At 64.7% G+C, this 8626-nt stretch carries 7 protein-coding genes and 1 rRNA gene; all 8 read left to right on the top strand.

The features are described 5' to 3' along the window. Positions 1-176 precede the first annotated feature (176 nt). The 8 genes from rrf to BM144_RS13265 all read left to right on the top strand — a co-directional run bounded on the left by rrf (position 177) and on the right by BM144_RS13265 (position 8587). Positions 177-289, top strand: a 5S ribosomal RNA gene (gene rrf / locus BM144_RS13300). Between the two features lie 479 nt (positions 290-768). Further along, positions 769-2027 (top strand): IS3 family transposase gene (locus BM144_RS13295; protein WP_245783651.1). Its coding sequence is split into 2 segments (ribosomal slippage): positions 769-1099 and positions 1099-2027, totalling 1260 coding nucleotides; the frame shifts between segments, so codons are not numbered across the junction. 187 nt (positions 2028-2214) lie between these two features. Continuing rightward, entirely contained in the window at positions 2215-2628 is a 414-nt protein-coding gene (locus BM144_RS13290; protein WP_092952981.1) for a MerR family transcriptional regulator, read from the top strand. Positions 2629-2792: 164 nt separating this feature from the next. Next, complete coding sequence (locus BM144_RS13285; RefSeq protein ID WP_092952979.1) at positions 2793-3980, top strand: isovaleryl-CoA dehydrogenase; 1188 nt, start codon at positions 2793-2795, stop codon at positions 3978-3980. A gap of 30 nt (positions 3981-4010) precedes the next feature. Continuing rightward, entirely contained in the window at positions 4011-4673 is a 663-nt protein-coding gene (can, locus tag BM144_RS13280) for a carbonate dehydratase (protein ID WP_092952977.1), read from the top strand. Positions 4674-4714: 41 nt separating this feature from the next. After that, the gene (aceK, locus tag BM144_RS13275) at positions 4715-6538 is read left to right on the top strand and encodes a bifunctional isocitrate dehydrogenase kinase/phosphatase (protein WP_092953027.1); all 1824 of its coding nucleotides are present in this window, start codon (positions 4715-4717) and stop codon (positions 6536-6538) included. A 79-nt stretch (positions 6539-6617) separates the two neighbouring features. Next, positions 6618-7805, top strand: a complete 1188-nt coding sequence (locus tag BM144_RS13270; RefSeq protein ID WP_092952975.1) for an acetyl-CoA C-acyltransferase — start codon at positions 6618-6620, stop codon at positions 7803-7805. A gap of 113 nt (positions 7806-7918) precedes the next feature. Continuing rightward, entirely contained in the window at positions 7919-8587 is a 669-nt protein-coding gene (locus BM144_RS13265; protein WP_092952973.1) for an SDR family oxidoreductase, read from the top strand. Positions 8588-8626: the final 39 nt, after the last annotated feature.

Here is an 8626-nt window from a genome sequence, read left to right as displayed (position 1 = left end):
CTGGGTGTGGAAGCGCAGTAATGCGTTAAGCTAACCAGTACTAATTGCTCGTGCGGCTTGACCCTATAACTTTGACACACCGTCAAGTTGTTATGCCAAGACGTAGTCAAATTACCGCTGACAAGACTCTATGAATTCGCCGCCTTGATCAACAATCAAGGTAGCAACCCTTTATGCCTGATGACCATAGCAAGTTGGCCCCACTCCTTCCCATCCCGAACAGGACAGTGAAACGACTTTGCGCCGATGATAGTGCGGATACCCGTGTGAAAGTAGGTCATCGTCAGGCTCCTACAGCCCAAATCGCCCTCAGATCAACTCGGTCTGAGGGCGTTTTGCTTTGGAATTCAGCATCCGAAATTCGGACTGGAGACGCAAAGATTGCTTCACTCTGCATCTGATGCATCGCCGCTAAATTGCGACAGCGGGACGAAATGGCAACGATGCTGTGTAAAGCGCAATCCAGACTCATTGTCCAATGAACGTCCACTAAAGCAGCAGCAAATACCGGATCGTTGGCCTGTTGATGCTCAGCGCTCATAGGATTGCATCTACCTCTGCGCGATCTGCTGTCGAACCGTGGCCGATAGATGCCCGGTCAGGAGATTTTCGGCCTGCAGTGTGCGCACGGATCTGGAGCAGCACGGTTCCAAGGCTGAATCCGGTTTCCTGCGGCGATTGCTAGTTGCCGGTTGGCCTGATATAGCCCCCTGATTCCCCGGCCCCGTCCTGTCGCTTATCTTTGGAGATAGGAACAGGACTGTGCATATGACTAGGCATACGGAGTCAGTAGAGGTAGTCGTTAAAGACCAGCGCCGCAGGTGCTGGTCCCTCTCGGAGAAGTCGGCACTGGTGCGCCGCACCTACGAACCAGGCATGAGCGTGTCGCTGGTGGCTCGGCAGGAAGGCGTCTCGGCGGGGCTGCTGTTCCAGTGGCGCAAGCTCGAACGACAGGGAGCCTTGACCGCCGTGTCTGCTGGTGAAGCCGTGGTGCCGGCGTCCGAGCTGGCTGCTGCCCGCGCGGAAATCGCCAAGCTCCAGCGCGTACTGGGCAAGAAGACGCTAGAGAACGAAATCCTCAAGGAAGCCGTGGAGTACGCCGCAGAAAAAAAGTGGATTGCGCGCTCGCCCTTGTTGCCCGGGGACGAGCAGTGAAAACGGTCTGCCGGACGATGGGGTTGGCGCGCTCGCATGTGCGCGACCTGCTGGGGCGCGATGAAGACTGGAGGGATGGCCGCAGTCACCGCACGCCCACAGACGATACCGGGCTGCTTGCTGAACTGCGCCAAGAGATTGCGCAGTTGCCCAGCTATGGCTACCGGCGTGCCTGTGCCTTGGTCAACCGCCAGCGCGCTGCGCTGGGCGGCCCCAGGGTCAATGCCAAGCGCGTCTATCGCGTGATGGCGGCAGCCGACCTGCTGCTGCCCAATGCACCACGCCGGCGTCAGTCCGCACGCACCCATGAGGGCCGTGTGGCGGTCTCGCGCAGCAACCTGCGCTGGTGCTCCGACGGCTTGGAAATCAAGTGCGACTCGGGCCAGACTGTGACGGCCACCTTCACGAAAGATTGCTGCGACCGCGAGGTGATGGCCTGGCGGGCTTGGGAGGGAAAAGGACTGCCAGGCGAGCCGGTGCGCGAGATGCTCATCGAGGCCGTGGAGCGCCGCTTCGGCTCGGTGGAGGCGGTGCCGGTAGGCCAGGAGCTGGAGTTCCTCAGCGACAACGGTGGGGCCTACATCGCAGCGGACACCCGGGCACTGGCGCGTGCGCTGGGCCTCAAGCCCATCAACACGCCCGTCTGCAGCCCGCAGAGCAACGGCATGGCCGAGAGCTTCGTGAACACCTTCAAGCGCGACTACGTGGCCCGCATGGATCTGCGTGACGCACGGACGGTTCTGGCGCAACTGCCGGCGGCCTTCGAGCACTTCAACGAGGTGCATCCGCACTCGTCGCTGAAAATGCGTTCGCCTCGGGAGTTCAGGCGGCAGCAGGCCGCAAAGGCTGACCGGGCGCTTTATTGCGAATAGGACGGGGCCGGGAATACGGGGGCAACATCACATCCATCGACCGGGGATGCAGAGTGCCTCGGCTATCTCTCTTCCTTCTCAGGCAAACCCCAGCGGATCGAAGCAATGGGCTGCGTTACGATTGACGTGCGCGTCAACCCGACTTCCATCGGGCGGCGCTGATTCCTGCCGCTCTGTCCTCTCACCCATGGCCACCACCTACACCATCAGCGACCTCGCCAAGGAGTTCGATCTCACCACGCGGGCGATGCGTTTTTACGAGGACATGGGACTGCTGCAGCCCGAACGCACGGGGCCAGGGGGGCGCACGCGCCTGTATTCCGCGCGGGATCGGACCCGGTTGCGGCTCACCCTGCGTGCCAAACGGCTGGGCCTCTCTCTCGCAGAGGCGAAATCGATCATCGATCTCTACGACAGTCCGCGGGATACCGGCGTGCAACTGCAGAAATTCCTGGATGTTCTGGCCAGCCATCGGAAACAGCTGGAGGAGCAGATGGCCGATCTGCAAGCCAATCTCGATGAAATCCGGGAGCATGAACGAGAGGCGCGTTCGTTGCTTCTGAAAGTAGGCAAATCTGCAAAGGGCCGGAATGCTTCATAATTGACGTTTACGTAAACGTCATATCATGCGTTCTTGCATTTGCGGCGCGGTACGGTTGACGGCCTTGCAGGCCTGTCTTCGTCAAACTGCGATCTGCCGGGTGCGCATGCATGGCCGTTCCGATTCCGCGACGGGCGTTGCAACCATTGAAGGAGACACCACACATGAGCATTTCCACACTGCCTGGGCTGAACTTCCAACTGGGTGAAGACATCGATGCTTTGCGCGATGCCGTACGGGAATTCGCGCAGGCGGAGATCGCCCCCCGGGCTGCAGAGATCGACCGGACCGACCAGTTCCCGATGGATCTGTGGACCAAGATGGGTGAGCTGGGCGTGCTGGGCGTGACGGTGTCCGAAGCGTACGGTGGTGCGCAACTGGGCTACCTGGCGCACATGGTCGCCATGGAAGAGATCTCGCGGGCCAGCGCCTCCGTCGGGCTCTCCTATGGCGCGCACAGCAACCTCTGCGTCAATCAGATCCACCGCAACGGTTCGGAAGAGCAGAAACGCAAGTACCTGCCGAAGCTGGTTTCGGGCGAGCACGTGGGCGCACTGGCCATGAGCGAGCCGGGCGCCGGCTCCGATGTCATCAGCATGAAGCTGCGGGCCGACGACAAGGGCGGCTACTACCTGTTGAACGGTACGAAGATGTGGATCACCAACGGCCCCGACGCCGACACGCTGGTGGTCTATGCCAAAACCGAACCGGAACTCGGTGCGCGCGGGGTGACGGCATTCCTCATTGAGAAAGGCATGAAAGGCTTCAGCATTGCGCAGAAGCTCGACAAGCTCGGCATGCGTGGGAGCCATACGGGTGAACTGGTGTTCGAGAACGTCGAGGTGCCGGCCAGCCAGATCCTGGGCCAGGTGAACGGTGGCGCGAAGGTGCTCATGAGCGGCCTGGATTACGAGCGTGCGGTGCTCACGGGCGGTCCGCTCGGGATCATGCAATCGGTGATGGACAACGTGGTGCCCTATATCCACGACCGCAAGCAGTTCGGCCAGAGCATCGGCGAGTTCCAGCTCATCCAGGGCAAGGTGGCTGACATGTACACCGTGCTCCAGGCCGGCCGTTCCTTCGCCTACACCGTCGCGAAAAACCTCGACATGCTGGGCACGGAGCATGTGCGGCAGGTGCGCAAGGACTGCGCTTCGGTCATTCTCTGGTGCGCCGAGAAGGCCACCTGGATGGCGGGCGAAGGCGTCCAGATCTTCGGCGGCAACGGCTACATCAACGAGTACCCGCTGGGCCGACTCTGGCGGGATGCGAAACTCTACGAAATCGGAGCAGGCACCAGCGAGATCCGCCGCATGCTGATCGGCCGCGAACTGTTCTCCGAAACCGCCTGACGTTTCCCGCAATCCCCAGAAAGCAGCTGTATGACCGCTCCCGATATCGAAGAATTGTTTGTCCACAACCGGGCCTGGGCCGCTCGGATGGAGGGGGAGCGGCCTGGCTTCTTCACGGGCCTGATGGCCCAGCAGAAGCCCCGCTACATGTGGGTGGGATGTTCCGACAGCCGCGTACCGGCCAACCAGATCACCGGGCTGGAGCCCGGAGAAGTGTTCGTGCACCGCAACGTGGCGAACGTGGTGGTGCCCACGGACCTGAACTGCCTCTCCACGATCCAGTACGCGGTGGACCAATTGCTGGTCGAGCACCTCATGGTGGTGGGCCACTACGGCTGCGGTGGTGTGCGCGCGGCGCTGGAAGACATCCGTGTGGGCCTGGCGGACAACTGGATACGCCACGTCAAGGATGTGCGCGACCGCCACCGGGCGCTGATCTCGTCGATCCCGGCGGGCTGGCAGCTCGATGCGCTGTGCGAACTGAACGCCATCGAGCAGGTGGTCAATACCGCGCAGACCACCGTCATGGCCGACGCCTGGGCGCGGGGCCAGAAGGTCACGCTGCACGGGTGGTGCTATGGCCTGAAGGATGGCCTCATCAACAACCTGAACATGACGGTGTCGGGCACCGAAGGGCTCGATGCCGTCTACAAGGCCGCGGTGCAGGGCGTGGCCGACCGCCGCCGCGAATAGCCGGCGGATCGCCCCAAGGAGTTCCGATGGAGCAGCCGACCATGTTTCCCCGGCGCCTCGATTCCCCTGCGGCCTACGGCATCGCGCAGGCGATGATGGATGGATTCAACCGCCATTACCGCCTGTTCCGGGCGGAGTCCGCACGGGCCAAGCACCGTTTCGAAACCTCGGATTGGCCCGGACAGCAACGCGCGCAGCGCGAGCGCATCGAGTTCTACGACCTGCGCGTGAAGGAGTGCGTGCGGCGGCTCGAGAAGGAGTTCGCCGCCGGAGAGCAGCCGATGGAGGTGTGGTACCAGGTCAAGCTGCACTACATCGGCCTGCTGGTGGGGCACCGCCAGCCGGAGCTGGCCGAGACCTTCTTCAATTCGGTGACCACCAAGATCCTGCACCGCACGCACTTCCACAACGATTTCATCTTCGTGCGCCCGGCGATCAGCACCGAATACCTCGAGAACGACGAGCCCGGCGCGCGGCCCACCTACCGCGCCTACTATCCCGCGCCCGCCACGCTGCAGGAGACGCTGGTGCGTGTCGTAGACAACTTCCAGCTGCAGGGAGATTTCGAGGATCTGGCGCGCGACACCGCGCGCGTGGCCGGCGTGCTGCTGGAGCGGCTCGGGCCGGGCAAGTGGCGCGCCAACTTCCAGATCCAGGTGCTGTCCAGCCTGTTCTACCGCAACAAGGGCGCCTACCTCGTCGGCAAGATCATCAACGGCTTCCAGGAGTTCGCGTTCGCGCTGCCGATCCTGCACGGCCCCGGCGGCCGCTACGTGATCGATGCGGCGCTTTTCGGCGAGGACGATCTGCAGATGCTGTTCAGCTTCGCGCGGGCGTATTTCATGGTGGACATGGAGATCCCGAGCGCCTACGTGCAGTTCCTGCGCAGCCTCATGCCGCGCAAGCCGCGCGCGGAGCTGTACAACGCGCTCGGCCTTGCCAAGCAGGGCAAGACGCTCTTCTACCGCGATTTCCTGCACCACCTGCGCTATTCCAGCGACCGCTTCCGCATCGCGCCCGGCATCAAGGGGATGGTGATGCTGGTGTTCGACCTGCCCTCGTTCCCGTTCGTGTTCAAGGTCATCAAGGACTACTACCCGCCGCAGAAGGACACGACGCGCGAGCAGATCAAGGGCAAGTACCTGCTCGTGAAGCAGCACGACCGCGTGGGGCGCATGGCCGACACGCTGGAGTACAGCGAGGTGGCGTTCCCGCGCGAGCGCTTCGAGGATGAACTCATCGCCGAGATCGAGAAGTTCGCGCCGAGCCAGTTGGAGATCAGCGACCGCGACGGCGACGGCCAGGTCGAGGTGATCCTGAAGCACGTCTACATCGAGCGCCGGATGATCCCGCTCAACATCTACCTGCAGGAAGCGTTCGATACCGGCCTGCACGACGCACGCGCGCGCCGGCAGGTGGAGCACAGCGTGGTGGAGTACGGCAACGCGATCAAGGACCTCGTGGCCGCCAACATCTTCCCCGGCGACATGCTCTGGAAGAACTTCGGCGTCACGCGCAACGGCAAGGTCGTGTTCTACGACTACGACGAGATCGAATACCTCACCGACTGCCAGTTCCGCCGCGTGCCCGCGCCACGCAACGAAGAAGACGAACTCTCGGGCGAGGTCTGGTGGGCCGTGGGCCCCCGGGATGTCTTCCCCGAGACGTTCGGCCCTTTCCTGCTGGGCAATGATGCGGTGCGCGAGGTGTTCCTGCGCCACCACGCCGATCTGCTCGACCCGGCGTTCTGGCAGTCGCACAAGGAGCGCATCCAGGCCGGGCACATGTACGACGTGTTCCCCTACGACGCCGACCGGCGGTTCCCGCACGGCGGCGCGGCTGCGCCGCCTCCCACGCCTTCGTGATCGCGGGGCCTGGCCGGCAGCGCACCGGCGGCCCCGCGCCCGCATTCCATCCATCCCTTTCCCACCAGGAGACATCCGCATGCAACCCCAGGACCCCATCGTCATCATCGGCGCCGCCCGCACCCCCATGGGCGCATTCCAGGGCGATTTCGCCAGCCTCGCCGCGCACGATCTGGGCGGCGTGGCGATCCGCGCGGCCGTGGAGCGCGCGGGCATCGCGCCGGAGCTGGTGGGCGAAGTGCTGTTCGGCAACTGCCTGATGGCCGGCCAGGGCCAGGCGCCTGCACGGCAGGCCGGATTCAAGGGCGGTCTGCCCAAGAGCGCGGGCGCGGTCACGCTGAGCAAGATGTGCGGCTCGGGCATGAAGGCCGCGATGTTCGCGCACGACATGCTGCTGGCCGGCTCGCACGAGGTGATCGTTGCCGGCGGCATGGAGAGCATGACCAACGCACCGTACCTGCTGCAGAAGGGCCGTGGCGGCTACCGCCTGGGCCATGACCGCATCTTCGACCACATGATGCTCGACGGCCTCGAGGACGCCTACGAGCCCGGCCGCTCGATGGGCACCTTCGGCGAGGACTGCGCCGCCAAATACGGCTTCACGCGCGAGGAGCAGGATGCGTTCGCCGTGGCCAGCGTGCAGCGCGCCAAGGCGGCCACCGATTCCGGCGCCTTCGCGGCGGAGATCGCCCCGGTGACCGTGAAGACGCGCGCGGGCGAGACGGTGGTCTCGGCCGACGAGGGGCCCGGCAAGGTGCGGCTGGACAAGATCCCCACGCTCAAGCCCGCCTTCCGCAAGGACGGCACCATCACCGCCGCTTCCAGTTCCAGCATCAACGACGGCGCGGCCGCGCTTGTGATGGTGCGCGAATCGACGGCCAGGCGCCTGGGCGCGCAGCCCCTCGCGCGCATCGTGGGCCACGCCATGCACGCGCAGGAGCCCGAGTGGTTCTCCACCGCGCCCGTCGGCGCGACGCACAAGGCCCTGGAGAAAGCCGGCTGGAGCGTGCGCGACGTGGACCTGTGGGAAGTGAACGAGGCGTTCGCCGTCGTGCCCATGGCGCTCATGAAGGAGCTGGACGTGGCGCACGACATCGTCAACGTGAACGGCGGGGCCTGCGCGCTGGGCCACCCCATCGGTGCGAGCGGCGCGCGCATCCTCGTCACGCTGATCCATGCGCTGAAGGCGCGCGGCAAGACGCGTGGCCTGGCCACGCTGTGCATCGGTGGCGGCGAGGGCACGGCCATGGCCATCGAACTGGTGTGAGGCGGCGCCGGCCCGGCCGCCGCGCCGGGCTGGAACATGATTGCTATATTTTTAATAGCAAACTATTGAATGAATCCGCCGGCATGGAGCCTGCGGGAGCCTGAAAGGCATCCATGGACCCGATTCTTGTCATTGGCGCTTCCCGGGGCATCGGCCTGGAGTTCGTACGGCAGTACCGCGAAGCGGGCCGCCGCGTGATCGCCACCGTGCGCGACGATGCCGGCCGCGCGCGCGTGCAGGCCCTCGGCGCCGAGCCGCTGACCGTGGACGTCGCGCGGCCCGAGAGCGTGAGCGGCCTGTCGTGGCAACTCGATGGCGAAAAGATCGGCCTGGCCCTCTACGTGGCCGGCGTGATCCGCCGCCCGGATGCGCGCACGCCGCCCACGCGCGAGGACTTCGATGCCGTCATGCACACCAACGTGCTCGGCGCGATGCAGGCACTGCCCCAGGTGGCGCCGCTGGTGGCGGATGCGGGCGGCGTGTTCGCCTTCCTCTCGTCCACGATGTCGCTGATCGGCAGCGTGCCGAACAGCGGCGCCTGGCTCTACCGCACCAGCAAGGCCGCGCTCAACATGGCCGTGGCGTCGGCGCAGCACGACTACCCCGGCGCCACGCTCATCACGCTGGACCCCGGCTGGGTCCGCACCGACATGGGCGGCGAGGACGGCGCGCTGGACGTGCAAGACAGCGTGCGCGGCATGCGCACGGCTTTGGAGGGCGTCACGCCCGCCGACCGGGGCCGGCTGCTGCACCACGACGGACGCCGCGCCGCGCACTGGTAGCACGGCCCCCATGGAACGACGATGAACGATTGGATGGAG

The sequence above is a fragment of the Paracidovorax konjaci genome (genome assembly GCF_900112675.1).
GTDB classification, from domain to species: domain Bacteria; phylum Pseudomonadota; class Gammaproteobacteria; order Burkholderiales; family Burkholderiaceae_C; genus Paracidovorax; species Paracidovorax konjaci.
The sequence above is the reverse complement of the archived record's forward strand: the minus strand, read 5'-3'. Positions and strand labels throughout refer to the sequence as shown.

Coding starts and splice junctions, on each gene's coding strand:
- BM144_RS13265 (WP_092952973.1), top strand. CDS start 7,919: ATGGACCCGATTCTTGTCATTGGCGCTTCCCGGGGCATCGGCCTGGAG.
- BM144_RS13270 (WP_092952975.1), top strand. CDS start 6,618: ATGCAACCCCAGGACCCCATCGTCATCATCGGCGCCGCCCGCACCCCC.
- BM144_RS13290 (WP_092952981.1), top strand. CDS start 2,215: ATGGCCACCACCTACACCATCAGCGACCTCGCCAAGGAGTTCGATCTC.
- can (WP_092952977.1), top strand. CDS start 4,011: ATGACCGCTCCCGATATCGAAGAATTGTTTGTCCACAACCGGGCCTGG.
- aceK (WP_092953027.1), top strand. CDS start 4,715: ATGTTTCCCCGGCGCCTCGATTCCCCTGCGGCCTACGGCATCGCGCAG.
- BM144_RS13285 (WP_092952979.1), top strand. CDS start 2,793: ATGAGCATTTCCACACTGCCTGGGCTGAACTTCCAACTGGGTGAAGAC.